Source organism: Thiothrix sp., assembly GCF_028714775.1.
Classification (GTDB): domain Bacteria; phylum Pseudomonadota; class Gammaproteobacteria; order Thiotrichales; family Thiotrichaceae; genus Thiothrix.
On the sequence record NZ_JAQTLS010000012.1, the window covers coordinates 56936 to 83782 of the forward strand.

At 52.9% G+C, this 26847-nt stretch carries 22 protein-coding genes and 1 pseudogene; 17 read left to right on the forward strand and 6 right to left on the reverse strand.

Going from position 1 to position 26847, the window contains the following annotated elements; translation table 11 throughout:
* The first annotated feature begins 4 nt into the window (after window positions 1–4).
* The gene (locus tag PHE17_RS12655; RefSeq protein WP_301016228.1) at window positions 5–1762 is read left to right on the forward strand and encodes a VWA domain-containing protein; all 1758 of its coding nucleotides are present in this window, start codon (window positions 5–7) and stop codon (window positions 1760–1762) included.
* Entirely contained in the window at window positions 1756–3465 is a 1710-nt protein-coding gene (locus PHE17_RS12660; protein WP_301016229.1) for a BatD family protein, read from the forward strand. Before PHE17_RS12655 ends, PHE17_RS12660 begins: the two co-directional genes overlap by 7 nt.
* 8 nt (window positions 3466–3473) lie before the next feature.
* Here PHE17_RS12660 and yidD read toward each other — a convergent pair whose 3' ends face one another.
* Window positions 3474–6089, reverse strand: a complete 2616-nt coding sequence (gene yidD, locus PHE17_RS12665) for a membrane protein insertion efficiency factor YidD (protein WP_301016230.1) — start codon at window positions 6087–6089, stop codon at window positions 3474–3476.
* An 84-nt stretch (window positions 6090–6173) separates the two neighbouring features.
* Here yidD and PHE17_RS12670 point away from each other — a divergent pair, with 84 nt between their 5' ends.
* Window positions 6174–6596 (forward strand): hypothetical protein, encoded by a 423-nt coding sequence (locus PHE17_RS12670; protein WP_301016231.1) that lies wholly within the window; start codon window positions 6174–6176, stop codon window positions 6594–6596.
* 3 nt (window positions 6597–6599) lie between these two features.
* Here the strand turns inward: PHE17_RS12670 and recG are convergent, their stop codons facing one another.
* The gene (recG, locus tag PHE17_RS12675; RefSeq protein ID WP_301016232.1) at window positions 6600–8690 is read right to left on the reverse strand and encodes an ATP-dependent DNA helicase RecG; all 2091 of its coding nucleotides are present in this window, start codon (window positions 8688–8690) and stop codon (window positions 6600–6602) included.
* Window positions 8691–8752: 62 nt separating this feature from the next.
* On the opposite strand from recG, the gene gyrA reads away from it, so the two are divergent.
* The 4 genes from gyrA (at window position 8753) to pheA (ending at window position 14797) form a co-directional block, all read left to right on the forward strand.
* On the forward strand, window positions 8753–11326 hold the full coding sequence (gene gyrA, locus PHE17_RS12680; RefSeq protein ID WP_301016233.1) for a DNA gyrase subunit A: 2574 nt from the start codon (window positions 8753–8755) through the stop codon (window positions 11324–11326).
* A 14-nt stretch (window positions 11327–11340) separates the two neighbouring features.
* A complete protein-coding gene (gene serC / locus PHE17_RS12685; RefSeq protein WP_301016234.1) occupies window positions 11341–12426 on the forward strand; it encodes a 3-phosphoserine/phosphohydroxythreonine transaminase in 1086 nt (361 codons plus the stop codon).
* A gap of 104 nt (window positions 12427–12530) precedes the next feature.
* Window positions 12531–13694 carry a phosphoglycerate dehydrogenase gene (locus PHE17_RS12690; RefSeq protein WP_301016235.1) on the forward strand — a complete coding sequence of 388 codons (1164 nt, stop codon included), beginning with the start codon at window positions 12531–12533 and terminating at the stop codon, window positions 13692–13694.
* On the forward strand, window positions 13691–14797 hold the full coding sequence (gene pheA, locus PHE17_RS12695) for a prephenate dehydratase (protein WP_301016236.1): 1107 nt from the start codon (window positions 13691–13693) through the stop codon (window positions 14795–14797). The genes PHE17_RS12690 and pheA overlap by 4 nt, the downstream gene beginning before the upstream one ends.
* Window positions 14798–14845: 48 nt before the next feature.
* Here the strand turns inward: pheA and PHE17_RS12700 are convergent, their stop codons facing one another.
* Window positions 14846–15964, reverse strand: coding sequence for an FIST N-terminal domain-containing protein (locus PHE17_RS12700; RefSeq protein ID WP_301016237.1), 1119 nt, complete (start codon window positions 15962–15964; stop codon window positions 14846–14848).
* 86 nt (window positions 15965–16050) lie between these two features.
* A complete protein-coding gene (locus tag PHE17_RS12705; protein WP_301016238.1) occupies window positions 16051–16425 on the reverse strand; it encodes a thioredoxin domain-containing protein in 375 nt (124 codons plus the stop codon).
* Window positions 16426–16571: 146 nt separating this feature from the next.
* Here PHE17_RS12705 and PHE17_RS12710 point away from each other — a divergent pair, with 146 nt between their 5' ends.
* Window positions 16572–17525 carry an acetyl-CoA carboxylase carboxyltransferase subunit alpha gene (locus tag PHE17_RS12710; protein ID WP_301016239.1) on the forward strand — a complete coding sequence of 318 codons (954 nt, stop codon included), beginning with the start codon at window positions 16572–16574 and terminating at the stop codon, window positions 17523–17525.
* A gap of 9 nt (window positions 17526–17534) precedes the next feature.
* Window positions 17535–18827: a tRNA lysidine(34) synthetase TilS gene (gene tilS / locus PHE17_RS12715; RefSeq protein ID WP_301016240.1), complete on the forward strand. Its 1293-nt coding sequence runs from the start codon at window positions 17535–17537 to the stop codon at window positions 18825–18827.
* 3 nt (window positions 18828–18830) lie between these two features.
* On the opposite strand, the gene PHE17_RS12720 is transcribed toward tilS, so the two are convergent.
* Window positions 18831–20114: an AI-2E family transporter gene (locus PHE17_RS12720; protein ID WP_301016241.1), complete on the reverse strand. Its 1284-nt coding sequence runs from the start codon at window positions 20112–20114 to the stop codon at window positions 18831–18833.
* Between the two features lie 80 nt (window positions 20115–20194).
* Between PHE17_RS12720 and def the strand changes: the two genes are divergently transcribed.
* Window positions 20195–20734, forward strand: coding sequence for a peptide deformylase (def, locus tag PHE17_RS12725; protein ID WP_301016242.1), 540 nt, complete (start codon window positions 20195–20197; stop codon window positions 20732–20734).
* Here the strand turns inward: def and PHE17_RS12730 are convergent.
* Entirely contained in the window at window positions 20731–21930 is a 1200-nt protein-coding gene (locus PHE17_RS12730) for an RNA-binding domain-containing protein (RefSeq protein ID WP_301016243.1), read from the reverse strand. The genes def and PHE17_RS12730 overlap by 4 nt on opposite strands.
* 833 nt (window positions 21931–22763) lie before the next feature.
* Between PHE17_RS12730 and PHE17_RS12735 the strand changes: the two are divergent.
* The 7 genes and pseudogenes from PHE17_RS12735 to PHE17_RS12765 all read left to right on the forward strand — a co-directional run bounded on the left by PHE17_RS12735 (window position 22764) and on the right by PHE17_RS12765 (window position 26819).
* A pseudogene (locus tag PHE17_RS12735) lies at window positions 22764–23149 on the forward strand (restriction endonuclease).
* Between the two features lie 3 nt (window positions 23150–23152).
* Window positions 23153–23638: a hypothetical protein gene (locus tag PHE17_RS12740; protein ID WP_301016244.1), complete on the forward strand. Its 486-nt coding sequence runs from the start codon at window positions 23153–23155 to the stop codon at window positions 23636–23638.
* Window positions 23639–23734: 96 nt separating this feature from the next.
* Window positions 23735–25156 (forward strand): F0F1 ATP synthase subunit beta, encoded by a 1422-nt coding sequence (gene atpD, locus PHE17_RS12745; protein ID WP_301016245.1) that lies wholly within the window; start codon window positions 23735–23737, stop codon window positions 25154–25156.
* Entirely contained in the window at window positions 25149–25550 is a 402-nt protein-coding gene (locus PHE17_RS12750) for a F0F1 ATP synthase subunit epsilon (protein ID WP_301016246.1), read from the forward strand. Before atpD ends, PHE17_RS12750 begins: the two co-directional genes overlap by 8 nt.
* Window positions 25551–25560: 10 nt before the next feature.
* Window positions 25561–25881 carry an AtpZ/AtpI family protein gene (locus PHE17_RS12755; RefSeq protein ID WP_301016247.1) on the forward strand — a complete coding sequence of 107 codons (321 nt, stop codon included), beginning with the start codon at window positions 25561–25563 and terminating at the stop codon, window positions 25879–25881.
* Window positions 25874–26158, forward strand: coding sequence for an ATP synthase subunit I (locus PHE17_RS12760; protein ID WP_301016248.1), 285 nt, complete (start codon window positions 25874–25876; stop codon window positions 26156–26158). Before PHE17_RS12755 ends, PHE17_RS12760 begins: the two co-directional genes overlap by 8 nt.
* Window positions 26148–26819 carry a F0F1 ATP synthase subunit A gene (locus PHE17_RS12765; RefSeq protein ID WP_301016250.1) on the forward strand — a complete coding sequence of 224 codons (672 nt, stop codon included), beginning with the start codon at window positions 26148–26150 and terminating at the stop codon, window positions 26817–26819. Before PHE17_RS12760 ends, PHE17_RS12765 begins: the two co-directional genes overlap by 11 nt.
* The last annotated feature ends 28 nt before the right edge of the window (window positions 26820–26847 follow it).

Genomic DNA, 26847 nt, shown 5'->3' on the forward strand with positions numbered 1-26847 from the left:
CATCTTGAACAACCTGCACTTTATGCATCCTGCATGGTTCTGGCTGCTGCTGGTAATCCCGGCAGTTTGGGGAATGCGTTGGTTACGCCGTTCACACCAAGGGCAGTGGGAGCGCATCGTCGATAAACATTTGATGCCTTTTGTATTGAGTGGTAAAGCGGGCAAACTGGGCTTGCTGCCGCTGGTTATTTTATCCTCCGCACTCGTGGTCGCGGTAGTGGCAATGGCTGGGCCTGCGTGGGAAAAGCGCGAAGTGCCGGTATTCCGCAACCAGCAGGCATTGGTGGTAGCAATGGATTTTTCCGCTTCCATGTCTGCCGAAGATGAAAAGCCCGACCGCCTGACCTTGGCGCGTTTCAAACTGCTGGATGTGCTCAAGGCACGCAAAGATGGCCAGACCGGGTTGGTCGTATTTGCCGGGGATGCCTTCATGGTTTCGCCGCTGACCGATGATATTGACACCATTCAAGAGCAGGCGAAAAACCTTTCCCCCGACATCATGCCTGCACAGGGCAGTAGGGCGACACCTGCTATCCAGCGTTCGGCGGAATTGCTCAAGCAAGCGGGCATGGCGAAAGGCCATATCCTGTTGATTACTGATGGGGCAAGCGACCCGGATGCTGCCAAAAGTGCTGCCAAAGAAGCACGGCAACAAGGCTATCAGGTATCCGTGTTGGTAGTCGGGACGGCGGCTGGTGCACCGATCCCACGCGGGCAGGGGGGCTTCCTGCTTGATAGTGCGGGCAAAACGGTGGTGGCAAAAGTCAATCTGGATGAATTGGAGGACATTGCCAATGTCGGGGGCGGTGTGTTTGCTCATGCTGCATTAGGGGATGCTGATTTGAGCGCGTTGAGTGCCCAATGGCAGGCTGAAAACGATGGCAAACTGACCGAAGGCCAAGGGCGGCAAGTTGATACGTGGGTGAACGAAGGCTATTGGTTGGTATTGCTGCTGTTACCGCTGGCAGCGCTGACATTCCGGCGTGGTTGGCTGGGAGCTGCACTGGTTTGCGTCCTGTTGCCGCAACCCGAACAGGCCAATGCTTTCGGCTGGACTGATTTGTGGAAAACGCCCGACCAGCAAGCCCAGCAAGTGATGGATAGCGGCAAACCCGCTGATGCTGCCAAATTGTTCCACGATCCCGAATGGAAGGGCGCAGCAGCCTATAAAAGCCAAGACTATGCTACCGCTGCCAAGCAGTATGCTAATAGTACAAGTACTATCGGACAATACAATTACGCCAATGCACTGGCAAAACAGGGCAAGCTTGGGGAGGCGATAGAGGCTTACGAGCGTGTTTTGAAAGCAGACCCTAAAAATGAGGATGCCAAGTATAATTTGGACGTATTGAAAAAAGCCCAAGAGCAGCAAAAGCAGAACCAACCGCAAGAGCAACAAAACAAATCTGACCAGAACCAGCAGCAACAGCAAAAACAACAAGACCAGCAGCAGAACCAAGCAGCCCAGCAACAACAGCAGGACAAACAGGATCTGGCAGGCAAAGAAGGCGAGCAAAAAGAAAAAGAAGCGGAGAAGCAAGCCGAACAACAAAAGCAACAGCAAGCTGACAAGGGTAAGCAAGAATCTGATAAAGAAAAAGAAGCACAGGCTCAACAGGAAGACCCGCAACAGCGAGAGCAGGAACAGGCAACAGAACAATGGTTGCGGCGCATTCCCGATGATCCGGCTGGCCTGTGGCGGCGCAAATTCCAGTACCAATACCAACAGCGTGGCACGCAAGCAAGGGGTGATGAATGGTAAGGTTCTTACTGCTTGTTTTATTCTGGCTCAGCCCTTTATGGGTACAAGCTGCCAGCATTACTGCCCAGTTTGACCGCAACCCGGTGGCGTTGGGCGACCCAGTGACGCTGACCTTTACGGCGAATGGTGTTGTTGACAGCGAACCGGATTTTTCCCCGCTACAGCAAGACTTCGAGATTCGCGGGCGCTCCCAAAGTAACAGTTTCAATATGATTAATGGCGTCAGCAGCGTCCAAACTTTGTGGGAGTTAAACTTGTATCCTCGCAACACGGGTACACTAAAAATTCCCCCCATCCAGTTTGGCGGCGAACAGTGCCAAGTCCCTGAATTGCAAGTGTTGGATCAGCCGCCACCGACAGCAGGCGGTACAGATGATGACATTCTCATCGAATTGGAAGCTGAGCCGAAACAGCCTTACGTCCAACAGCAAACCATTATTACCCAGCGCATGTTGCACATTGCCCCTTTGCAGCAGCAAGCGACTTTGAGCCATCCGCCTATCGAAGCAGGTAAAGGCAACATCCAGCAAATCGGTAGTACCCGTAACACCACTATGATGCGTAATGGGCGTAACTATCAGGTGATCGAACGCCGTTATGCACTGTTTCCGCAACAAAGTGGCGAGCTGACACTGGGGCGTACCGCCTTTGAGGGCATTCTGGCTGAACCCGGCCCTAATAGTTTTGACCCGTTTGGGATTTCGGGGAAACGTATCCGGCGTTTTTCCCAACCAATGACACTGCAAATCCAGACACAACCTGCCGCTTATAACGGTAAACAATGGTTGCCTGCCCAAAGCATTACGCTGAATGCCCACTGGCAAACCCCGGTCGACAAACTCAAGGCTGGCGAACCCGTTACCCTGACTTTAGCTATCGTGGCAGAGGGACTGGCTGCGGAACAATTACCCAAGTTGGAGGTGCAAGCCCCCGCTGGTATCAAGGCATACACTGACCAGCCCGAATTGCGTAACGAGACCAATAATGATGGCATCATTGGTGTCCGCCAAGAAAAATGGGTCATCGTCGTGCCGTATAACGGTGAATACGAATTACCGCCGATCACTCTCGATTGGTGGAATATCGCCACTGGCAAGCAAGAAACCGCCCAAGTTAATGCGGTAAAAATGCACGTCAGCGGTGGGCAGGTAGCCCCAGCGGGGGCTACGCCCCCCTCGCCAGTAAGTCCCCAACAACAAGCATCCGCCCCTGCGGCGGCAGCACCTACACCCGTCCCCCCAGCATCAACCAAATGGTCATTATGGGAACAGATTGCCGCAATTTTACTACTGTTGTGGTCGTTGTTGAGCCTTGGTTGGCTGGTACGCCTCTGGCAGCAAAAGCAACGGAATTCAGCACCAAAAACGGCAGTATCTTCCGTTTTACCCCCTAAAGCTGATGCGCGGGTAGTATTACGGCAATTGGAACAAGCCTGCCGCCAGAACCAAGCGCAAGCTGCACACGATGCATTGTTACAGTGGATGGATGTTGGTTTGAATATTCATCCTGCCTTGGTTTCGGCGCTGCGCGAACAGGCTGCCCCTGCTTTGCAAGCCGAACTGGATACATTGAATACCGCACTATTCGGGCGTGACAGCAGTGGCTGGAAGGGTGCGGCGTTGTGGCAGGCTATTCAAACTTTCAAGCCTGCCACACAGGTTACATCCAACGATTCGGGTTTGGCAGAGCTTTACCCGGATTAGCTTTCAGCTTAAGAACCGCACCACCAGCACTTGCCTTGAGTTTCTTGGAAGGTCATTGATGCGTCGTATTTGGGGGCGCTACTGCGGCGCTCGTTTAGGCTCCGCTTGATACCAAACAGACCCCATGTATGGAATGATTGGGGCTGTGTGTACAACATGAATTGCTGACCGCCCGCATCCTTCCAAGCATTGAGTAAGGTTGTATAACGTACTCCCATCTCAGGTGATAGGTTGGCTTCTTCAAACAAGGTTCGGCGTATTGCATCTGTATCACCGTCAACGGTTAAGTGTTGCCCTCCCTCATACGCATACAACGCTTTGCCAAATCTAGCGGCTTCCGCCGCTTGATTGGTAATGAGTGTGCGCAATGCGGGCAATCCATAAGGGTCATAGGTGTTATCAATGGCAGCGAAAACCTCATCCAACGTCGTTACTTCATCCAAGGTTTTTGGGATTTTTACACGATCGTTACAAACGTGAGTAGACGGGGGAGTAGATAGAGGCGGACGTTTTTGGCAAGCTAAAAAATAGGCGTTCATGGCGACGGCATCGACATGGTTTTTCGTATCACCGTAATTTAGCATATTGCGGGTGAGGTAAATATCCGTCTGGACTGTACCGAGAATGCGCACCAATCTGCTATTATCGCCGAATACGTTCTCCCACTTCTGGAAAATTTCAGTGGCACGTTTCGCATAGTAAAGTGCACCCGCCCAGTATTCATAATTGTCATAACCAGCACCCAAGCCAAGATCCATACCTTTTTTACGCACATACAGTGATCCCCAGAAAATAGGATTCCACGCTTCATTAGTGTATTCGATGTGGGCTTTTAGTTCATGTTTCAGATGCTTCTCAACATAATCGGCAAACCTCGTTACATAATCGTCGGTGGCATTGTGAGGGATGTTAAACCACGGGTGTGCATTCAGTTGGTTGGCGAGTTCGACAGCGACTTCCAAAGGAACACCTCGCCCATAGCGTTCAAGTAGTGGTGTATTTGTGGAACCACCCCATGTAGCAGCATCCATTTGTGCCCGTTGTGCCCACGTGAAATCTTGCAATAGGCAGGTACTATAGGCATTGCCAGTTAGTCCAGTGCAGGCATTTTTACTAGGGCTGGCTTCCATGAGATTCATCATGCGGATGACGCGAAAGTCCTTCATGAAACGCAGGTAATCAGGATTGAATACGATGGCGTTACGGCCTTTGGTGGGGTCGGAATTGGTTTTCAGTGTTTCTGCAAAATCTCGGTATGTGCCAGATGGGCAGTGGGAAGCATCTGCAACCCTCACAAATGGATTACCCTCACAGATACCGCCAGGCATAATAATACGGATGTTACGGATAGGGTCATGCACGTCTGTTGTTTTAATGCTTAAGTTGATCATTCCCCCATTGTTGAAGCTGATAGTAATTTCCTCTTTCCCTTGGATGTTATTTGATCCAGGTACAAGGCTTGCATCATTGCCGTATTCAAGCGTCCCTTTGCCATCGTAAAGAACGGTATAAATGCCTGCTGGGATATTTTCTGCTGTGGCATTATTCACCAATACCGTTCTGATGGTGCAGGAGGTGCTGTTCGCAGCAGGTACAGGCCAGCCATTAGCATCGTAATCGATGCTGCCACTACCACAACTTGAAAGTTCTTTAAATGGACGTGCAACCCGGAAAATGTCAACGAACGGGACAGCCTGTGCAATTGAGTTCTGTTCCGCCTGTGGTGCTTCCGTATTCATTCCCAGTGACGGCTTGAACGTTGCTGGAGGGGAAATGCCCTCCTTCGCCAGTTGTACCGCTAGCGCATCAGCAAATTGGTCACTGGTAAATGCCACTGTTGGCGCAGAGGCAGCACTGGAAAAATTAACACCATTATTCGGATTATGATCCACATCCCAACCAATCAGAAAACGTTCGATATTTTCTGTGGTGGTGTTACGGCATTTCACAAAGTCAGGATTGCCGCTGCACAGAGGTGTCGCAAGCTCCTGTGCTGTGATTTTAGTTGCAGCCGGAACGGAGAATACTCGCCCGCCAATGCTGAAACTGATGCTATCTCCAGCCACATAGCTAAAACTGCCATTAGCATCGGTTATGCCGCTAGTTTGGGCGGCAATCGTGGCTGTCATCGCCGATTGCGCAGAGCTAGCTCCCGCCGCAGAAGTCAATGTATAGGCAATCCCTCCTGCCGCAATGTCAGTACCATTACTGGACAGAAGAAACTTGCCACTTAAAGTCGTTGGTGTTGGAGGTGGTGTCGTATCTCCACCGCCTCCACCGCCCCCACCACCGCCGCAGCCAGTAAGGGCAACGATACCTGCAACAGCGATACCATGCCGCAAATACATATGCTTCAGAGTAAAACCGTGTTGTTTGGATACTGCACGGCAATGACGGCTACGTTGCCAAATAAGGTGAATTGCAGTCAGGAGTGGATAAGTTTCCAGAACGTGAAGCGCGTGGTCGGAACAACTGGCTTCCCCATTGTGCGTATGGCAGGCACACTGATAACCTTTGTGTGGTGAAATGTAGGTTTGATAAAACACAAATAGTTTTTGTAACAAAAAACGTATCCCGCTGCTTGGTAGATGCAGGAGAAAACTGATAAGTTCCAAACCAATCAAGAACTTCCTTGTTTGAGGATACGTCCGCATTGTGCACTCCATAAATGTCTGTTTTCTACTCGTCCTATTGGACAAGGAGTATTCATGAAAATTCCTATTATCCCTATTTTTTTTGCTGTAATTCTGACTGCATGTAATACAGTCAAACCAGATGCAAAGTCAATAGGTTCTGTTAGCCCGCCCGCTGATGTTGATGTGGTGCGCATGGTGATAAACCAGCAGCAAAACATCCGTGCTACCGTTTATGTCGTTGCTGATGTAGCAATGGTTCAGGTGGATAAGAAAGAACCACAACGTCTGACAGGTATAAACCCCATGCTGTACCCTGATTTTCGTCAGATTTTTTTTCGGATACAAGACAAAAATCGGGATGGGTTTAAAGAGATTGCTGTTCTGGCAGGAACAAGTTTTGCCGCTGCTGACTTATGCTATGACGTATTTCATTACAATTCTGTAACCGGAAAATTTACCCGCAGGTTAGAAGATTTTTACTGCACTCACGGCTGATGATTAACTCTGAAAAAACCGCGTCGCCGTATCCTCACCCACCCGCTGTAACCACCGCTGGGTGAGCATCGCCACCCGCTCAGGATACTGCGCCACAATTTCCCGCGCTGCTACCTGCACTGTCGGTAATAAATGCTGATCACGCAACAAACTGGCGATTTTCAAGCGTACATCCCCGGTTTGGCGAGTACCCAACACTTCACCGGGGCCACGTAATTCCAGATCAATATCCGCGATTCTGAAACCGTCAGTCGTGGTGCGCATTGCGTCCAGCCGCTTGCGGGCAGTCTTGCCCAAGGGTGCTTGGTAAAGCAGCACGCAACTGCTGGCAACGCTGCCGCGCCCGACCCGTCCGCGTAATTGATGTAATTGTGCCAAGCCCATGCGCTCGGCATTTTCGATGACCATCAGTGAGGCATTCGGCACATCCACTCCGACTTCAATCACGGTGGTCGCCACCAGCAATTGCAATTCGCCGCACTTGAATTGGCGCATGATGCTTTCTTTTTCATTGGCGTGTAAGCGTCCGTGTACCAGCCCGACTGCGACGTGGGGCAAGCGTTCGCGTAAGGTTTCAGCGGTTTTTTCTGCTGCTTCGCATTGCAGGGCTTCAGATTCTTCAATCAAAGTACACACCCAGTAAACTTGCCGCCCTTCATGGCAAGCGGCGGAAATGCGTTCAATGACTTCATCGCGGCGCTCATTGCTCAGCGCAACGGTAGTAATTGGCGTGCGTCCCGGCGGCAATTCGTCGATCACCGAATAGTCAAGGTCGCCGTAAGCCGTCATTGCTAGCGTGCGTGGAATCGGTGTTGCTGTCATCACTAATTGGTGTGGATAATGGTCGCCTTGCTTGCCTTTTTCGCGCAGGGCAAAACGTTGGTGGACGCCGAAGCGGTGCTGTTCGTCAATGATGATCAGCCCCAGTTGCAGGAATTCCACCGTATTTTGGAATAGCGCATGAGTGCCGACGGCAATATGTCCGATGCCTAGTAGCAGGTTTTCGACTTTGCGGCGGCGCTGGCGCGGGGTTTGTGTGCCGGAAATGAACACGGTTTCAACCCCGATGGGTTCCAGCCAACGTTGCAGGTTTTGGTAGTGCTGTTCCGCCAGCAATTCGGTGGGAGCCATCAACGCCACCTGAAAACCGTTAGCAATGGCGTGCAAGGCCGCAGCTACTGCCACCAGTGTTTTGCCTGAGCCGACATCGCCTTGCACCAGCCGGTTCATGGGTGTCGTTTGTTGCAAGTCGTGGGTAATTTCATGGATCACGCGGGCTTGGGCATTGGTTGGTGCAAAGGGCAGAGCACGCAGTAATTTCTCCCAGAAATGGTTGGTTTCTAACATTGCAGGAGCCAATACTTGTTTTAATTCATGCCGTGCCTGCTGCACACCCAGTTGATGAGCCAGTAGTTCCTCAAAAACGAGGCGGCGGGCAACTCCCTCCCCTGATAAGAGGAGGGTTGGGGAGGGGTTTCCCTCTGGTGTATGCACCTTCCGCAAACACTCCCCCAAAGGTAAAAAACGCTGTTGCCGCACCACATTTTCCGGCAATAAATCCACTAATTCATCGACATGCAGCAAGGCCGTTTCAATCAGCCGCCGCAAGGTGCGCTGCTGCAAACCATCGGTGGTGGGGTAGGTCGGGGTAAGGGTATTTTCCAGCGGCACGGGGTCGTTACCCGCCAGCAAGCGGTATTCTGGGTGCGCCATTTCCAGCTTGAAACCCGCTTGCCGCACTTCGCCGAAACAGCGGATGCGCACCCCTTTGGCAAAGCTGTATTTCTGTGCAGTGGTGAAGTGGAAAAAGCGCAAGGTCAGAATGCCGCTGCCATCGTTGATATGGCACAACAGCATGGTACGCCCACGGTTGACGACTTCGGTGGATTCGATTTCGCCTTCGACCAACACTTCCTGTTCAGCCCGCAAACTGGCGATGGGGTAAATGCGGGTGCGGTCTTGATAGCGCATCGGCAGGTGGAACAACAAGTCCAAGACATGCACGATACCGAGTTTTGCTAACTTTTCGGCAAGCACTTCCCCCACCCCGCGTAAGGCGGTGACAGGTTGGTGTAACACGCTGTTCTCAAACACGCACAATCCCATATTTTCTGATATAATCCTGCACTTCATGATTTAGGTGATCGAACAATAATATGGCCACATTTGCCAAGGAAATTATCCCGGTTAACCTCGAAGACGAGATGCGCCAATCCTATCTCGACTATGCGATGAGTGTCATTGTCGGGCGTGCCTTACCAGACGTGCGTGACGGGCTGAAGCCAGTACACCGCCGCGTATTATTCGCTATGAGCGAACTGGGTAACGACTGGAATAAACCGTATAAGAAATCCGCCCGTATCGTCGGTGACGTGATCGGTAAATACCACCCACACGGCGATACCGCTGTTTATGACACGGCAGTGCGTATGGCACAACCGTTTTCATTGCGCTACATGCTGATTGATGGGCAAGGTAACTTCGGTTCGGTGGATGGCGACTCGCCCGCTGCGATGCGTTACACCGAAATCCGCATGTCGAAAATCGCCCACGAATTGCAGGCTGACATCGACAAAGAAACCGTCGATTTTGTGCCCAACTATGATGGCAATGAGAAAGAGCCAGCGGTTTTCCCGACACGCCTTCCCAATCTGCTGATCAACGGTTCTGCCGGTATCGCGGTGGGCATGGCGACCAATATTCCGCCGCATAATTTGACCGAAACGGTGAATGCTTGCTTGGCGCTACTTGCCGACCCGGACATGGACATCAGCGACCTGATGGAATACCTGCCCGGCCCTGATTTCCCGACCGCTGGTATCATCAACGGTGCGCGGGGTATCCGCGAAGCTTACCGCACTGGCAAAGGCCGCATCTACGTCCGCGCCCGTGCTGAAGTCGAGGTGGATGAACGCACCAGCCGCGAAACCATTATCGTCACTGAGTTGCCGTATCAGGTCAATAAAGCCCGTTTGTTGGAAAAAATCGCTGAATTGGTGAAGGAGAAAAAGCTCGAAGGCATCTCCGAACTGCGCGATGAGTCCGACAAGGACGGGATGCGCATGGTGATCGAACTCAAGCGTGGTGAATCCGGTGATGTGATCCTAAACAACCTCTACAAACAAACGCAAATGCAGAGTGTGTTCGGTATCAATATGGTTGCCCTGTTGGACGGTCAGCCGCGCTTGCTGAACCTGAAAGACGTGCTGGAAGCTTTCTTGCGCCACCGCCGCGAAATTGTTACCCGCCGCACCATTTTTGAAGTGCGCAAGGCGCGTGAGCGGGCGCACATTTTGGAAGGTTTGGCGATTGCGCTTTCCAACATCGACGACATTATTACCCTGATCAAAGCGGCTCCTAGCCCTGCCGATGCTAAAGTCGGTTTGCTGGCTCGTGCTTGGGATTCCGGCATTGTCAGTGACATGCTGGCGCGTGCAGGAGCGGACACTTGCCGCCCAGATGATCTGGCGGAACAGTACGGTTTGCATCCAGATGGTTACTGGCTGTCTGAAGTTCAAGCCCAAGCTATTTTGGACTTACGTTTGCACCGCCTGACCGGGCTGGAAAAAGATAAAATCATTGGCGAATACCGTGAATTGCTCGACAAGATCGCCGATTTGCTGGAAATCCTCGCCAATCCTGACCGCTTGCTGCAAGTGATCCGCGATGAATTGCTGTTGATCCGTGATACTTACGGTGACAAACGCCGTACTGAAATCAATGTGATTGGCGAAGACCTGAGCATGGAAGACCTGATTGCCGATGAGGAAGTCATGGTCACGCTGTCGCACGCGGGTTATGCCAAAGCGCAAACGCTCGACACTTACCGTGCGCAAAAACGCGGTGGACGCGGTAAGGCAGCGACTTCCATGAAGGAAGAGGATTTCATTGAAAAACTCTTCATTGCCAGTATGCATGACACCCTGTTGTGCTTCTCCAGCCGTGGGCGCATGTATTGGCTGAAAGTTTACCAATTGCCAATGGCGGGGCGTTCTTCCCGTGGCAAGCCGATGGTTAACTTATTGCCGTTGGAAGAGGGCGAACGCATCAATGCAGTATTGCCGATCCGCGAATACGCCGAAGACAAATACATCTTCATGGCGACTTCCGAAGGTACGGTCAAGAAAACCCCATTGACTGATTTCTCGCGTCCACGCACCGCCGGTATCATTGCCGTTGACCTGCGTGACGGCGACAAGTTGGTGGATGTGGCGCTGACTGACGGTAATAACGACGTGATGATGTTCAGCACTTCCGGCAAGGCGATCCGTTTCCACGAATCCGACGTGCGGGCGATGGGGCGTACAGCTACCGGCGTGCGTGGCATCCGCTTGGAAGAAGGGCAGGAAGTCAATGCGCTGATTATCGTCGGCGAAGGTGAATTGCTGGTTGCCACCGAAAATGGTTACGGCAAACGTACCCGTGTGGATGAGTTCTCCGTGCAAGGGCGCGGCGGGCAGGGCGTGATTGCCATCCAAACATCGGAACGTAACGGTAATGCGGTCGGTGCAGTGCAAGTCCGTGAGGAATGTCAAATCATGCTGATCACCGATGGTGGTACGCTAGTGCGCACCCCGGTAGCAGACGTTTCCATCGTAGGCCGTAACACCCAAGGCGTGACCCTGATCCGCCTCAACGAGGGTGAAAAGCTGGTGCAAATTGCCCCGATACTGACCGATAACGCCGAAGAATTGACTGAAGAATCAACCGAAGAAACTTCTGAAGAATAGGAGCTAAAAACACAATGACGAGAGTATTCAATTTCAGCGCAGGCCCAGCCATGCTGCCACAGTCCGTCCTCGAACAAGCACAAGCCGAAATGCTGGACTGGAATGGCAGCGGCATGTCGGTCATGGAAATGAGCCACCGTGGCAAGGAATACATGTCCATCGCAGCCCAAGCGGAAGCTGACTTGCGTGAAATCATGGGTATCCCGTCGAACTACAAGGTGCTGTTCCTGCAAGGTGGCGCGAGCAGCCAGTTTGCGATGATTCCGCAAAACCTGCTGCGTGGTAAAACCACGGCGGATTACGTCGATACTGGCGACTGGTCTGCCAAAGCGATCAAAGAAGCTAAGCGTTACTGTTCCGTCAGCGTGGTTGCTTCCACCAAAGAAGGCAATTACACCAGCGTTCCGGCATTTGACACATGGAAATGCAATGCGGATGCGGCTTACCTGCACTACACCCCGAACGAAACCATCCGTGGCGTCGAATTTGCGTGGGTTCCTGAAACAGGTGACGTGCCGTTAGTGGCGGATATGTCGTCTACGATCCTTTCCCGTCCGCTGGATGTGAGCAAATACGGCCTGATCTACGCAGGCGCACAGAAAAACATCGGCCCGGCTGGCTTGACCATCGTGATCGTGCGTGAAGACCTGATCGGTGAAACCGTTGCGGGCACACCGACCATGTTCGATTACAAAATCCACGCCGACAACGAATCCATGTACAACACCCCGCCAACCTATGCGTGGTACTTGTCTGGTCTGGTATTCCAGTGGATTAAGGCGCAAGGTGGCTTGGCAGGCATGGCAGTCCTCAACGAGCGTAAAGCACAGAAACTGTACGCCGCGATTGAAAATTCTGGCGGTTTCTACAACAGCCCAGTTGATGCGGATTGCCGTTCGTGGATGAATGTCCCGTTCACGCTGGCAAATGCCGACCTCGACAAACCGTTCCTTGCTGAAGCAGGCAAAGTAGGCTTGACTACCTTGAAAGGCCACCGTTCCGTCGGTGGGATGCGTGCGAGCATCTACAACGCTATGCCGGAAGCAGGCGTGGATGCGCTGGTCAGCTTTATGCAAGACTTCGCGCAAAAGAACGGGTAAAAAATATTTCTTGAAATTAGGATGTCGGGCTATAAAGCCCGGCCTACAAGTACATGCCTGTAGGTCGGGCTTTAGTCTGACGATTACCACAGGATGTTATCATTATGTATAAAATACAAACTCTAAACGCCATTTCCCAAAAAGGCTTAAGCCGTCTCCCGGCTGACCGTTACGCCGTTTCCAACGATGCCGCCGATGCTGATGCCATCTTGGTGCGTTCTTTCAAACTGCATGACTACCCGTTTTCCGACAACTTGCTGGCAGTAGCCCGTGCGGGTTCCGGCACGAACAACGTTCCCGTAAAAGCCCTGTCTGACCGTGGCATTGTCGTCTTCAATTCACCGGGTGCGAATTCCAACGCAGTAAAAGAGTTGGTGCTTGCCGGGATGCTGATAGGTTGCCGTAATATTGGCCCGGCAATAGATTTCGTGCGCGGGCTTGAAGGCACTGATGCAGAAATGGCGGTCGCGGTTGAATCAGGCAAGAAAAAGTTCGCTGGTTTTGAATTGCCGGGACGTACCCTCGGCGTCGTTGGCTTGGGAGCTATCGGTGTCAAAATCGCCAATGCTGCCCGTGGTCTTGGGATGAATGTTATCGGTTATGACCCAACCATTACCATCGAACGCGCTTGGCAACTGGATTCTGATGTCGAAGCAGCGCCCAATATCGACGCTTTGCTGGCACAATCGGATTTCATCACGTTCCATGTGCCGCTGATTGATAGCACCCGTAACCTGATCAATGCTGACAGCCTGCAAAAGCTCAAAGACGGCGTAGTCCTGCTTAACTTTGCCCGCAATGGCATCTTGGACGACAGTGCAGTATTGGCAGGGCTGGAAAGCGGTAAGGTTTACGCCTACGTGTGCGATTTCCCCAGCAATGAACTGCGTACCAACCCACGGGTAGTTACGTTGCCGCATTTGGGGGCATCCACCCGCGAAGCCGAGGAAAACTGTGCCATTATGGTCGCGGATCAGGTGCGTGATTACCTCGAAAACGGTAATATCTGCAATTCCGTCAACCTGCCGAACGTGAAATTGCGGCGTACCGGGCTTGCCCGTATTGCGCTGGTGAACCAGAACCACCCAGATATGCTGGGCAAAATTTCACACGTATTGGGGCAGGCTAGCGTGAATATCGCCCACATGATGAACGATTCCAAAGGCAATATGGCCTATACGTTGATGGATGTGGATTCTCCTGTGACTAACGCTACGCTGGCTGATCTGGCAGCTATTCCGGGCGTCCTGAAGGTACGACTGCTTTGAGTGATTCGACCAAGACTTCCGCCGTGAATGCAGGGCTTGCTGCCCTGCGTGAACGCATCGACGCCATCGACACCCAGATTCTGGGAATGTTGAACGAACGCGCCCGCTGTGCCGAAGAAGTCGCGCACACCAAGTTGGCGGAAGACCCGAATGCGAAATTTTACCGCCCGGAACGTGAGGCGCAAATCCTCACCCGGATGCAGTCGCTGAATGAGGGGCCATTGCGTGATGAACAAATCACGCACCTGTTCCGTGAAATTATCGCTTCCTGTCTTGCGCTGGAAGAATCCATGCGCATCGCCTATTTGGGGCCGGAAGGTACGTTCACGCAGGAAGCTACGTTTAAGCATTTCGGGCAGGCGGTGGGCACACTGCCGGTCGATTCCATCCCGCAAGTCTTCCGTGAAGTCGAAGCGGGCAGGGTGCGTTACGGTGTTGTGCCGATTGAAAATTCCACCGAAGGCGTGATCACGCATACCTTGGATATGTTCGTGCAGTCCAGTTTGCGGATTTGCGGGGAAATTTCCTTGCGTATCCACCAGAACCTGATGTGCCGTCACGACAATTGGCAAAGCGTGAAAAAGGTTTATTCCCATGCACAATCGTTGGCGCAATGCCGTTATTGGCTGGATAAGAACTTGCCGAATGTAGAACGCATTCCGGTCAGTAGTAATGCCGAAGCCGCAAGGCTAGCTTCGTTGGATGATGGCGTAGCAGCCATCGGTAGCCGCCAAGCTGCCCCCATTTATGGTCTGCAAATTGTGCAGGACAGTATTGAAGACAACCCCAACAACACCACCCGTTTCCTTGTCATCGGCGATCAAGCCGTCAGCCCCAGTGGTAATGACCGCACTTCGCTGTTGGTATCTACCCGCAACCGTCCCGGTTCGCTTTATCACCTGCTAAAACCATTGGCTGAAAACGGCGTGGATATGACCCGTATTGAGTCGCGCCCATCACGTACCACCAATTGGGAATACCTGTTTTTCCTTGATGTGAGCGGTCATGTGCAAGAGCCGAGTATCAGCCAAGCGCTGGAAGCTTTGCGTAATGAAGCAGAAGTCGTGCGGGTATTGGGTTCTTACCCTGTCGCCATCATGTGATTTTTTTTCTATCAATCAGATGATGGCAACAGTTAAGGTTAAGCCTGATTATTCGTGAAGGGTAGTCAGGGTCATGGTTTGGTTGTGCAGGTCGCAACTGCCTTTGGCGTAAGGTGAAATTTCCCCGTAGGAATAGAAACCGATTTGCTGGGTTGATTCCGGCAAAATATCCAATACCGCTTCGACTTCTTCTTCCGCATCAGTGCCCATAACCATGCGCCGCCCGACGCAACTGATGGAAATGCACAGCACTTCTGCGTCAGTTTTGGTGGCACTCATCAATGCAGCATCTTCCGCACCTTCCACCAGTTGTTCAAGGTTTGCCCGCATCAATTGCGCGTAAGCCCCCACTGGAATGTCGCCTGCGAAGGTGAGGGATTGGGTAGCTTCATCCACCGCAAGGATGGTACGCACCAATTCTTTGGTTTCGCCCGGTTGGCTCAGTGCTAAGGGGAAGCGCAAGCCTGTAGCCGGTAAGCCTTCAGCCATTTCACCGAGGTAAGTCTTGTACAGGGATAGCGCTGGTTTGCCAGCCAGTTCATACAATACGTTGTGTTCAGCACGGGTCACTTCACGCGCAGGACCAAACGGTTTCCAGCCGCCTTTAGAACCATGCCCAATTTTGACATCACCATACAGGCCGAGCGCGGCGATGGTATGGCTGGTTGGTTTGCCGTCTTTCAGCACCCAAGTTTTTTTGAAGTGCTCGCCATCGCCTGCTAGCCCACCTGTAACGGTGACACCTGCCACGACATCATTGAAACCTTGGACAAGTTCACTGCCGTTGACATTCAGGCCATCGGAAAGTACGAAAATGCCTTTTAAATCATCGCCAGTCAGCCTGTCAGCCAGTACCCGGCCTGCATGATGGGAGTCTTGCGCCCCGTCTATTGCAATGTGGGTCATGTGCAGGCGGCTGGATTCAAATTGGGCTAAGGCAATAACCAAACTGTTGTCGTGGATGTGTTTGCCGAGAATTTCACCCGCACTGGAACAGCCCATGAACGTCGCTTGCGGATATTTTTCTGTCAGTACCTCAAAGGGGTGCGTGTGTTCCAGAAAGTCCGAGTGACCAAAGATCAGGATGAGGAGTTGTGGTGATGAAATATTTGGCAATATAGAGGAAAAGCCATGCGCGACAGTATACGTCAGGGTGCTAATTTTCATTGTTGTGCCACTCCGGGAGATCGAGATTTTTTGTTATTTGAAACCTGTCCCAGATGATGGCACGATCTGCCTAGTAACGCTAGCGCTTAAAGATGAGTGGAATTTGTTTTCACCAAAAAAGTGCTATTGCTATCAATGAATTCACGTACAAACGGCTTGGTTCTGCTACTGCTGAAGCGGGCGACTTCTTCGCCTTTTTCAATCAGCACCACGGTGGGGAAACCGCGCACTTTGTAACGCCCTGCGAGCTTGAGGTTTTCGTCTTCTTCGGTATCCACTTTTGCCAGCAGAACTTTGCCGTGGTATTCGGCAACCACTGCTTTCATCACCGGGTCGAGGAACAGGCAAGGGCCGCACCAGTCTGCCCAGAAATCTACCAACACCGGATGATCCGCTGAGGCTTTCAGCACGCGCTCCTCAAAATCCGCAAAACCATCAATATCAAACACAAACTTGGGCATAACGACCTCCACTAAGAAGGCGCAATTATATTGGTAGCCCGCCGATCGGGGCATATCACCAAGGGGAAGTATTTTAAGGTCGTAATCCGGGGGCAAGCTATGTAAAATTGTCCGCTTGACTTAGGGTTACGGAAAAAAGACAGGCAATGAACCCGGATTTTCTCGATTTTGAACAACCTATCGCCGAACTACAGGCGAAGATTGAAGAGCTGCGTTACGTTGGTGATGCGGAAATTAACTTAAGTGAAGAAGTCAGTAAGCTGGAGGAAAAAGCCAACTCGCTGACCCGTTCCATTTTCGCCAAGTTGACACCGCGCCAGATTTCACAGCTTGCCCGCCATCCCAAGCGCCCGTACACACTGGACTTGATCAGGTATTTGTTCACTGATTTCAAGGAGCTGCACGGCGACCGCGCATTTGCTGATGATAAGGCTATCATCGGTGGCATGGCGCGTTTCCGTGGGCAATCGGTGATGGTCATCGGACATCAAAAAGGCCGCGACACCAAGGAAAATATCCTGCGTAACTTCGGGATGCCGCGCCCAGAAGGCTACCGCAAAGCCTTGCGCCTGATGCGCTTGGCGGAAAAATTTCACCTGCCGATCATTACCTTCATCGACACACCGGGTGCATATCCCGGCATCGGTGCGGAAGAACGCGGTCAAAGTGAAGCGATTGCCCGTAACCTGTACGAAATGGCGAAACTGCGTACCCCCATTATTTGTACGGTAGTTGGCGAGGGCGGTTCTGGTGGTGCGCTGGCTATCGGTGTGGGCGACTGCGTAATGATGCTGCAATACGCTACCTACTCGGTCATTTCCCCGGAAGGTTGTGCCTCGATCTTGTGGAAAAGCGCCGACAAAGCGGCCGATGCTGCTGATGCGATGGGTATTACTGCCGACCGTTTGAAATCCCTTGGTTTGATTGACCAGATTATCCCCGAACCCTTGGGTGGAGCACACCGCGATATGGAAGCCGCTGCCCGTGCGGTCGGTGAGGCGTTGGATACCAACCTGCGTGCCTTGAATGCGCTGAAAATCGACAACCTGCTGGATAAGCGTTACCAACGCATCATGGGCTTCGGGCAGTTCGAGGAGTAAGGAGGGCGTATGTTACGCGCCCCCACCGATGCCCTGTCAGCATTTCTCAATAAGCATCCTGCCACGGGCTATTTAATAGCTTTCAGTGGCGGGTTGGATTCTCACGTATTGCTCCATGCCTGCGCGACGTTGCAGGTAGCTTTCCCGCGCCTGCCTTTTCGCGCCTTGCATATTGACCACGGTTTACAGTCGATGTCTGCGGAATGGGCGGAACATTGCCGTGCAGTTTGCGTTGCCCTGAACATGCCGTTTGCTTGCGAATGCCTGCACCTTCAAATCCCAGCGGGGGAAAGTTTGGAAGCTGTTGCCCGTCATGCCCGTTACGCCGCTTTCAGCCAGCATTTGCAAGCTGGGGAAATATTGCTTACCGCACACCATCAGGATGATCAGGCCGAAACCTTGTTGCTGCATTTGTTGCGTGGCAGTGGGGTTGATGGGTTGGCGGCGATGCCAGAAATCCGCCCGTTTGCGCAAGGTTGGTTGGGACGCCCGCTGTTGTCATTCAGCCGCGAAGAATTGGTGGAATATGCTCGGAACCATGCGCTGGATTGCCTGCAAGACCCCAGCAATGTCGATACCCGTTTCGACCGTAATTTTCTGCGCCAGCAAGTGATCCCATTGTTGCAACAGCGTTGGCCTGTGGTTGGCAAGACTTTGGCGCGTGCCGCGCGTTTGCAGGGTGAAAGCCGTGCTTTGTTGGCAAGTTTTCTGCCGGAAAAGCTCGCGCAAGTGGCGGGTAGCCGTAGCGGTACATTATCCGTCCGCCAGTTAAAAACACTGGATATTCCCTTGCAAAAAGCCCTGTTGCGCGAATGGTTGGCACAACAACATTTTCCGATGCCGGAAGAGAAGAAGCTATTGCATGTGCTGCATGATGTGTTGCATGCCAAACCGGATGCAGAGCCGTGTGTTGCGTGGGCAGGTTGCGAAATCCGGCGTTTCCGTGATGATGTGTATACCATGCTGCCGTTGCAGCATCATGATCCGGCTCAGGTGTTGGCATGGGATGTGAGTCAGGAACTGGCGATTCCCATCTTGCACTGCATCTTACAGCCAGCGCAACTGGGGGCGTGGCTAGCTTATGTGCAGGCACAGCATGTGCCCGTCACGGTGCGTTTTCGGCAGGGCGGGGAAAGCATGTACATCCCCTATCGCGGAGGGCATCATTCACTCAAGCACATTTTTCAGGAACGGGGTGTGCCGTCGTGGGAACGCAGCCGTCTGCCACTGATTTACGTGGGGGAACGCTTGGTCAGTATTCCGGGTGTCCTACACGTTGAACCGTCCGCGCTGGAGTGTTGATGATCAGTTAGAGCGTTGGAAAATCCGTGACCGTAAGGGTTTTTCATAGCGGATGGCATGGCCAAAAATATAGGTACAAACTGGCACGCCCAGCACCAGCCCCCAGATATGGAACAGTTTGCCCCCCAGCGTCAGGATGATTAGCACAATGACCGGGTTGATACGTAGTCTTGCCCCGTAAATCAATGGGTTAAGTATATAGCCTTCCATCATGTGGATGACGGTGATCATGCCGATGCCCAGCAGCATCATGTGGACACCGCCCATGTTCAGTGCAATCAGGCAGATGGGTACTGAACTGATGAATACCCCCGCGACGGGAATAAAGCTGCACAGGAACACGATCACGGAGAGGAAAGCAACGTGTTGCCCCATTCCCAGCAAGTACAGGCCAATGACCGTTAGCAGGGTATTCACGCCCGCGATGTAAAATTGCGCCTGCATGGCGTTGCCGAGCACTTTGCCGAATTCGTAAATATTGTCCGCCGCCTCCACATAAATGAAGCGCAGCCGGGTATTCTCTAACTCCCGCACGCTGGCTGCCAGTCGCGGCAAGTCCAACACAATCAGGAAAGAAAACAGCAGTGCTAGCATAAAGGTGGAAAACAGCCCCACGGCTTGGCGGCTGATGTCAGCCAACTGATCCAGCACAACCCGCACGGATTCATTGGCATCCAGCGATTTTCCTGTTCCTGCCAACATTCCCAGTAACCAACTGCTGGGTGAATCGCGGAAAGCCCGTTGCGGTGGCGGCGTTGTTTCCGTAGGTGGCGTGGGGACAGCAGGGACGATGCCATTCGCCCAGACAGGTATTGCTGGTGCGGGTTGGGCGGGGGCAACAGGGCGGCGCAATTCAGGGATGGCTTCCTGTAACTTGGGGTAACGTTCCGCCAAATCCAGCAATTCCGTGTCCACCCGATCCATGTAGACGAAAAAGCCCTGCACGAATCCGGTTGCCTGCCCATACACTTTTGGTGCGAGTAAAATACTAACAGCGATAATGACACTCAGCGACAAGCCTCCGGTGAGGAATACCAGCCCGGTACGCAACCAACGCACCCGCAGCGACAGCATGTCCACCGCGCTGGATTGCAGGTAGGCAAAAACAAAGGTCAGGAAAATCAGGGTAAAAAAGGAACTGAGCAGGGTCAGTACCCCGAAAATGATTCCCCACACAAACAGGCGGGTCAGCAGAGGCAACCAATACTCCCAGCGCGGCGTCGGCGTTTGCCCGTCGGCAGGGTGGGGTAGGAGTCCCGCAACGTTTTGTTCTTCGCTAGGCTGCATGAGTTGTGTGGTTCCTTGGGTTTGCTAGCGGCAGTATAGCATTATAATCGGGTCACACTGAAAATCTGCGAGGCTTGCCGATGGCTGACCCTTCCCAACTTTTATTGCCCATTGCCAGTCGGGGCGAACCCATCCTGCAACAACGTGCGCAGGAAGTGGCTGACCCACACGACCCTGACATCCAAACGCTGATCGACGCGATGTTGGCAACCATGCTTGCTGCCAATGGTATCGGCATTGCAGCCCCGCAAGTATTTGTTTCGATTCGTATCATTATCGTGGCATCACGCCCAAATCCGCGTTACCCGGATGCGCCGTTGATGGAGCCGGTTGCCATGCTTAACCCTGAAATCCTTTGGCAGTCCGCCGATATGGTCACGGATTGGGAGGGCTGTTTAAGCGTGCCAGATGCACGTTCGCCCGTGCCGCGAGCCGCCGAATTGCGGGTTCGTTACCTGACCCGCTACGGTGAAACGGTAGAGGCGAATTATGAAGGTTTTGTTGCACGTATCATCCAGCACGAATGTGATCATCTGGATGGCGTGCTGTTTGTGGAAAGGGTGGAGAATGAGAGCAGTATTGTCAGTGAATCGGTGTTCTTGAAAATGACGGCTGCTTAAACCGCAGGACGCCAGATAGTGGCAGTGAACAGGCACGCATCACGGTCATCTTTGAAATCAATCTGCGGCCATGCCTCCAACGCCCGTAAAATACCTGACCCCAAACCGCGATAGGGCAGCAATTTTTTGGCAATGAATGATGCCAGAATCGGGTTGCGTAAGTTGGAATTGCCCGCTTTTACTTTTTCCACCGTAAGGTTATTGGGCAAATGTCCGGGGCTGATGATTTCAATCCTATCGGTAAAAATCAGTACCCGGACCGGAGCGCTGATGAAATAATCACGGTGGATCAGGGCATTGACGAGCAATTCCTCAAATACGAGGCGCGGCACTTCTGGCTCCCCAACCGAATTCACGCTTTGGTTGCCTTGGCGCTTATGCAGGTTGCGCATGATGAATCGCAGTGTGTCATCGAATACGTCGCGAAGCCTACCGCCAATGTCTTCGCTGTCCACGTAAGTGCTTGCTTCAATGGCATTGCCGGGAAATGTTACTGCCTTGATAATAAAGGCAGGTTTTATCCATTCAGGGTGTTTGGCAAACAGTAAGACGCCAGCCAGATTCAGCAAGCCATCCGCTGTTGCAAGGTTCATGTTCTGCAATAGGCGCAATAAATCAGCATCTTTTTCAGGGAGTTCCAGACTGTAGGTGTCGTGCAGGAAGCTGCCTAAACTGCGGTGGTCAATGGCCTCTATGCCGACTTTGCTAGGCACTTCATCGGCGTGCAGCAAATCTACGCTCTGGAACAAACGGCGCAGTTCTTCTTTGGAATTGACCCGGCGCTTGTCCGCACCGCTTTTCAGCCAGATAACTCCGTTACGGTCAAAGTAAGGTTTATCCAAGCCTTTGGGAACGGTCAGCACGATAAGCAGCCGTCCGTCGCCTAATGAAATATTTTCCGTTTGCACAGTAATCGGGCTACGGATGTGTTGGGAAGCTGCATTGCTGATCATTTGGTTGAGGCGGGAAACATCTGCAAGCGTCAGACCGGGCAATGAACCATCATCCGCGACACCCAACAGGATAACGCCACCATCGGAGTTGGAAAATGCCGCCATCTCCGCAGCCAGTGCGTCAGCATTGGTGATGTCCTGCTTGAACTGGCGGCGGCTGTCTTCGCCGAGGGTAATCTGGGTCTTGAGTTCGTCGAGAGTCATGCAGCGTTCCTGATAACCATTGTGTTGGTCTTGCTGCATTATAGCATTCGTCAGTGCTGGAGGGGTAAACTGCACATATCCTCCTGAAACTTGATCAATACCCCATGCATAAAGTCCGCACTCCCTTATTTCCTACCTATGCACAAGCTGCTGCCCTCATGGGTGCTGCGGCAGGTTCGACGGTTACGGCGCTGAGGGGCATGATCACCGCCATCCATGAACAGACGGGTACTCCCCAAAAACCTGTCGATTGGTCAGACCCGGATACGTGGATTCCTGCCCGTTTACAAGGTGATGATGCCAAACTTGCGTTGGCGATTTGGCAGCAAGATAACGGTGTGTTGAACCCGCGCCACAGCTATGGATCATACATGTTCATCAACAACTTTGAATTGATGGAAACGGATAATTCAGGACGCTGGATGCCGTCCGCCAAAGGCAAAGCGTTTCTGGAAAAAGACAGCGCCACGTTGCATGAGTTGGATGATCAGGAAGGGCAAATAGCTTTGCTGGAACTGCTGGCAGGGCGCGAGCAAGCCAAACGCGGCGATTTAATGCCGGACTGGACAGCCTATTTGCATCAGGTTTCCAAATTCGCCTCGGAGTCTTCCTGCCAAAGTACCTTGCACCAACGGCTAACTAACTTGGTCGAACGCGGATTGATCAACCGTGAAGGCAACCGCTACCAAATCACCGACTCAGGGCGCAATTGGCTGGGCGAAGCGCTGCCAGAAAAAACACACGACCCACGCCGTGATTTACTAGATGCCGCCAAACGTTACAACGACCAGCAAAAGCAGTTGCTGCGCGAACAGTTGACTGCGATGAACCCCTACCGCTTTGAGCGCATGATTGCTGATCTGCTTGAAGCAATGGGTTACGAAGATGTGGAAGTCACCAAACAATCCGGTGACAAAGGTGTTGATGTCGTTGGCAGGGTGCAAGTCGGCATTACCACGATTACCGAAGTCGTGCAGGTGAAGCGCGTACAAGGCGCCCCGTAATTGACCAGTTGCGTGGTGCTCTGCCTTACCATAAGGCAATTCGGGGTACGCTGATCACTATTGGAAAGTTTGCCAGCACTTGCCCAGAAGCGGCACTTTTTCCCGGTGCTGCGCCCATTACCTTGATCGACGGCGATAAGTTATTGGAACTGCTGATTGAAAACAGTGTTGGCATCCGTCGCAGTAAACCGATTGAGCTACTGGAAGTCGATCTTGCGCGTTTCGATGACCCCGCTTTACAAGAAGGAGATTGAACAATGAAACCCCTATTCACTACCCCATTCAAAGCACTTTTCCTGCTGCTTTGGTTGTCGCTGCCCGCTTTCGCCACCGACTACACCAACTACTGCAACGACCGCTTCGGCTTCTGTGTCGATTACCCCAGCAGTTTCAGCATGGAACCGCCCCCAGAAAATGATGACGGGCGTAGATTCCACGACCGCCACGGTTTCCAGATGACTGCCAGCGGCATCAACAACGTGCTGGATGCTACGGTTGCCAGCGAGATGAAAAGCACGGTAGGGGATTTTGATACCGTTACTTACCGCAAGAAAGGCAGTAACTGGTATGCGCTTTCTGGCTACAAGGGCAGGGACATCCTGTACGTGAAAAGCTACGTTGGGCAATCCGCAATCAATACCTTGTACCTGCAATACCCGAAAGCCTTAAAAACCAACTACGACGCCAGCGTCAGTCGCATCGTCAAGTCATTCGTACCGGGGGATTTGAACGAAGCGCATTAAGTTGGTGGTGTTCAGCGCTTTTATCCACTTTCATCAAAGACAAGGCATCCGGCATGGAGTACCGTCATAGGCATCAAGGAATACAGGGATGCTTATATGGGTCTGCGAGAAACCAATCTATCTGTCCCGCCTCCTGCCAATATCGGTAGCGTTGTAGCAGTGCGGGGTAGCGTCATTGATGTGCGTTTTCCGCAACGCCTGCCCCACATCCGCACGTTGTTGCGCACGGGGGAAAACCAGCAGATCGTCCTTGAAGTCCTCACCCAGCTTGACAGCCAACGGGCACGCGCCATCGCCCTTACCCCAACCGCAGGGCTGGCGCGGGGGATGCCAGTAGAAGATACCGCCGCGCCCTTGCAAACGCCTGTTGGTCACAGCATCCTGTCACGCATGTTTGACGTATTCGGTAAGCCCATCGACTTGCAGCCACCCCCAGAAAACGTCGAGTGGCGCTCCGTACATCACGTCCCACCGTCGCTTTCCTGCCGTTCCACCCATTCTGAAGTCTTTATTACTGGTATCAAAGTCATTGACGTACTGGTTCCACTGGAACGCGGTGGCAAAGCTGGGTTGTTCGGCGGCGCAGGCGTGGGCAAAACCGTATTGCTGACCGAAATGATTCACAACATGGTTGGGCATCACAATGGCGTCAGCCTGTTCTGCGGTATTGGTGAACGTTGCCGCGAAGGTGAGGAACTCTACCGTGAGATGCAGGACGCTGGCGTATTACCCGGCATGGTGATGCTGTTCGGGCAAATGAATGAACTGCCCGGTAGCCGCGCCCGCGTCGGTCATGCCGCGCTGACAATGGCGGAATATTTCCGTGACGATGAAAAGCGTGACGTGCTGCTGCTGATCGACAATATTTTCCGCTTCATTCAGGCCGGGTCGGAAATTTCCGGGCTGATGGGGCAAATGCCTTCGCGCCTCGGCTACCAGCCAACAATGGGGACGGAACTGGCGCAACTGGAAGAACGCATTGCCAATACCGATGCGGGGGCGATTACGTCGATACAGGCGGTGTATGTGCCTGCGGATGATTTCACTGACCCGGCGGCAGTGCATACTTTTTCGCATCTGTCCGCCTCCATCGTGCTATCGCGCAAGCGGGCGAGTGAAGGCTTGTTCCCGGCAGTCGACCCACTGCAATCGTCGTCCAAAATGCTCACCCCCGGCATTGTCGGCGAACGCCATTACCATCTGGCACAGGCGGTGCGCCGCACCCTCGCGCAATACGAAGACCTCAAGGACATCATCGCCATGCTGGGGCTGGAACAACTGTCGCAGGAAGACCGCAAGGTGGTATTCCGGGCGCGGCGTTTGGAGCGTTTCCTCACCCAACCGTTTTACACCACTGGGCAATTCAGCGGCATGGCGGGCAAAACCGTCAGTTTGGAAGACGCGCTGGATGGCTGCGAACGCATCCTCAATGACGAATTCAAGGATTTCCCGGAAAGTGCGCTGTACATGATTGGTTCCATTGAGGAAGTGATAGTGCCGGAGGTCAGCCATGCCTGAGCTGATGCACCTGCAAATCCTGCTGCCTTTCGCAGTATTTGCCGAGAAGGCTGGGGTGCAAAGTATGGTCGTGGATACGCCGGAAGGTTCTTTCGGCCTGTTGCCCCAGCGGCTAGATTGCGTGGCAGCATTGGAACCCGGCATCCTCAGCTATACCACCGAAGCAGAGGGCGAAGTTTACATTGCGGTGGACGAAGGCATTTTGGTCAAAGCCGGAAACGAAGTGCGGGTTTCGGTACGCAATGCCCAAGGCGGCGCGGATCTGGGGAAATTATCCGCCGCCGTAAAAGAAGAATACCTGAATCTGGATGAACGCGAACGTGAACTGCGGGCAGCCTTGGCAAAGCTGGAAAGTGGTTTCATCCGCCGTTTAACTGGAGTCCGCCAGACATGAGGAAACCACCATGAAGCCCGCCGATGACGATACCGATTTCTTGCGCAAAGTCAGTGCGAAAGCCACTCGTAAGCTGAAAGCGCAACGGGAGGGGAAACCCCGTGTTTGGATGAACTTGGGGATGTTGGGCATCGTCGGCTGGTCAGTGGTTATACCCGTGCTGATTGGTCTGGTTGGTGGCTGGTGGTTGGATCAATGTTGCCCCGGCAAGTACATCTGGTCACTGAACTTGCTGATGGTGGGGCTGTTTCTGGGGTGCGTGAATGTTTGCCACTGGCTCAGAAAGGAGTACCGGGCGATGCGCGACGATAAGGAGCAAAAACATGATTGAAAGTTTGGCACCGCCGCTGCTGGCAGGCGCGGCACTTGGTGTGTTTTTCTTCGGCGGGTTGTGGTGGACAGTGCGTAAAGGAGCCACCGCTAACAACCCTGCTGTGTGGTTCATGGGCAGCTTTTTGCTACGCACCGGGCTGACACTGGGTGGGTTTTATGCGGTTGGGGCAGGGGATTGGCAACGCCTGTTAGCAGCGCTACTGGGCTTTGCCTTGGCACGCATGGTGCTGACCCGTTTCAGCCCTTCACCACAGGAGCATCGCCATGCACCTTAGTTCCGACGAGCTGATTTTCTGGCAATACGGTTTTGCAAAACTCAACCTGACCATCGTCACAACATGGGGGCTGATGCTGGCGCTGACGTTTGGCGCATGGCTGATTACCCGCAAGCTAAGCGACGATATATTCATTTCGCGCTGGCAGCATGTGTTGGAAGTGATTGTGCTAGGAGTAAAGGCGCAGATTGAGGAAGTTGGTTTGTCCCAGTCACGCAAATACATCAGTTTCATTGGCACGCTGTTCCTGTTCATTGTGGTGTCGAATCTGGCAGCGGTCATTCCCGGCTACGAGCCGCCGACTGGCTCGCTGTCTACCAGTACCGCGCTAGCAATCTGTGTGTTTGTTGCCGTGCCGCTATTCGGGATACGCGAACTGGGGGTGCTTGGCTACCTCAAATCTTATTTGCACCCGACACCTGTGATGTTGCCGTTCAATATCATCAGCGAAATTTCCCGCACCTTGGCGCTGGCGATCCGTTTATTCGGTAATGTCATGAGCGGCGGGATGATTATCGCCATTTTGTTGACCATTACCCCGCTATTTTTCCCGGTGGTGATGAATGTATTGCACCTGCTGACCGGGATGGTGCAAGCCTATATTTTCAGTATCCTCGCTACCGTCTATATCGCTGCGGCGACACGCGGCGAGGGAGCCTGACCCATGTTAATAACACAAGGAAATACTC

Excerpts from the sequence above, each read along its gene's own strand:
- tilS (WP_301016240.1), top strand. The coding sequence starts at position 17,535 with ATGTTACGCGCCCCCACCGATGCCCTGTCAGCATTTCTCAATAAGCAT.
- PHE17_RS12710 (WP_301016239.1), top strand. The coding sequence starts at position 16,572 with ATGAACCCGGATTTTCTCGATTTTGAACAACCTATCGCCGAACTACAG.
- PHE17_RS12700 (WP_301016237.1), bottom strand. The coding sequence starts at position 15,964 with ATGAAAATTAGCACCCTGACGTATACTGTCGCGCATGGCTTTTCCTCT.
- PHE17_RS12705 (WP_301016238.1), bottom strand. The coding sequence starts at position 16,425 with ATGCCCAAGTTTGTGTTTGATATTGATGGTTTTGCGGATTTTGAGGAG.
- serC (WP_301016234.1), top strand. The coding sequence starts at position 11,341 with ATGACGAGAGTATTCAATTTCAGCGCAGGCCCAGCCATGCTGCCACAG.
- PHE17_RS12755 (WP_301016247.1), top strand. The coding sequence starts at position 25,561 with ATGAAGCCCGCCGATGACGATACCGATTTCTTGCGCAAAGTCAGTGCG.
- gyrA (WP_301016233.1), top strand. The coding sequence starts at position 8,753 with ATGGCCACATTTGCCAAGGAAATTATCCCGGTTAACCTCGAAGACGAG.
- PHE17_RS12740 (WP_301016244.1), top strand. The coding sequence starts at position 23,153 with ATGAAACCCCTATTCACTACCCCATTCAAAGCACTTTTCCTGCTGCTT.
- PHE17_RS12760 (WP_301016248.1), top strand. The coding sequence starts at position 25,874 with ATGATTGAAAGTTTGGCACCGCCGCTGCTGGCAGGCGCGGCACTTGGT.
- PHE17_RS12750 (WP_301016246.1), top strand. The coding sequence starts at position 25,149 with ATGCCTGAGCTGATGCACCTGCAAATCCTGCTGCCTTTCGCAGTATTT.
- PHE17_RS12670 (WP_301016231.1), top strand. The coding sequence starts at position 6,174 with ATGAAAATTCCTATTATCCCTATTTTTTTTGCTGTAATTCTGACTGCA.
- def (WP_301016242.1), top strand. The coding sequence starts at position 20,195 with ATGGCTGACCCTTCCCAACTTTTATTGCCCATTGCCAGTCGGGGCGAA.
- PHE17_RS12730 (WP_301016243.1), bottom strand. The coding sequence starts at position 21,930 with ATGCAGCAAGACCAACACAATGGTTATCAGGAACGCTGCATGACTCTC.
- PHE17_RS12690 (WP_301016235.1), top strand. The coding sequence starts at position 12,531 with ATGTATAAAATACAAACTCTAAACGCCATTTCCCAAAAAGGCTTAAGC.
- PHE17_RS12660 (WP_301016229.1), top strand. The coding sequence starts at position 1,756 with ATGGTAAGGTTCTTACTGCTTGTTTTATTCTGGCTCAGCCCTTTATGG.
- PHE17_RS12765 (WP_301016250.1), top strand. The coding sequence starts at position 26,148 with ATGCACCTTAGTTCCGACGAGCTGATTTTCTGGCAATACGGTTTTGCA.
- atpD (WP_301016245.1), top strand. The coding sequence starts at position 23,735 with ATGGGTCTGCGAGAAACCAATCTATCTGTCCCGCCTCCTGCCAATATC.
- PHE17_RS12720 (WP_301016241.1), bottom strand. The coding sequence starts at position 20,114 with ATGCAGCCTAGCGAAGAACAAAACGTTGCGGGACTCCTACCCCACCCT.